Source organism: Sphingopyxis sp. Geo25, from assembly GCF_949769135.1.
In the GTDB taxonomy this organism is placed as follows: domain Bacteria; phylum Pseudomonadota; class Alphaproteobacteria; order Sphingomonadales; family Sphingomonadaceae; genus Sphingopyxis.
Genome location: NZ_CATKOZ010000023.1, coordinates 1 through 667, shown reverse-complemented (window position 1 = coordinate 667; position 667 = coordinate 1). Strand labels below are relative to the sequence as shown.

Genomic DNA, 667 nt, shown 5'->3' with positions numbered 1-667 from the left:
TATTTTCCGAAGAGCCATGGCCGGGAGCGCGTCGATGACCGGCGGGTTTTGAGCGGCATCATCTTCGTCAATCGTAATGGGCTGAGGTGGCGGGATGCGCCGAGAGAATATGGCCCGGCAAAGACGCTCTACAATCGCTGGAAGCGGTGGAGCGACAAGGGCATCTTCATCCGCATGATGGAGGGCTTGGCGACACCTCAGGCTCCCGAACGCAAGACGATCATGATCGACGCGACCTATCTCAAAGCGCACCGCACGGCGTCGAGCCTTGGGGTAAAAAAGGGGGTCCGGGACGCCTGATCGGCCGCACGAAAGGCGGTATGAACACCAAGCTTCATGCCGTGACCGATGCAAATGGCCGCCCGATCAGCTTCTTCATGACCGCCGGGCAGGTCAGCGATTACACGGGCGCGGCCGCTTTGCTCGACAGTCTGCCCAAAGCGCAATGGATGCTCGCCGACCGGGGCTATGATGCCGACTGGTTCCGCGACGCCTTGCAGGAAAAGGGGATCACGCCCTGCATCCCGGGCCGGAAAATACGGAACAAGACCGTAAAATACGACAAGCGGCGCTACAAACGCCGCAATCGAATCGAGATCATGTTCGGTCGTCTCAAGGACTGGCGGCGCGTCGCCACGCGCTACGATCGGTGCCCGAAGGCCTTCTT

General features: G+C 60.6%; 1 pseudogene. It reads left to right on the top strand.

Annotation, left to right across the window (positions count from 1 at the left end):
• Positions 1–667 (top strand): annotated as a pseudogene (locus QOL68_RS18910) (IS5 family transposase); the annotation flags it as partial.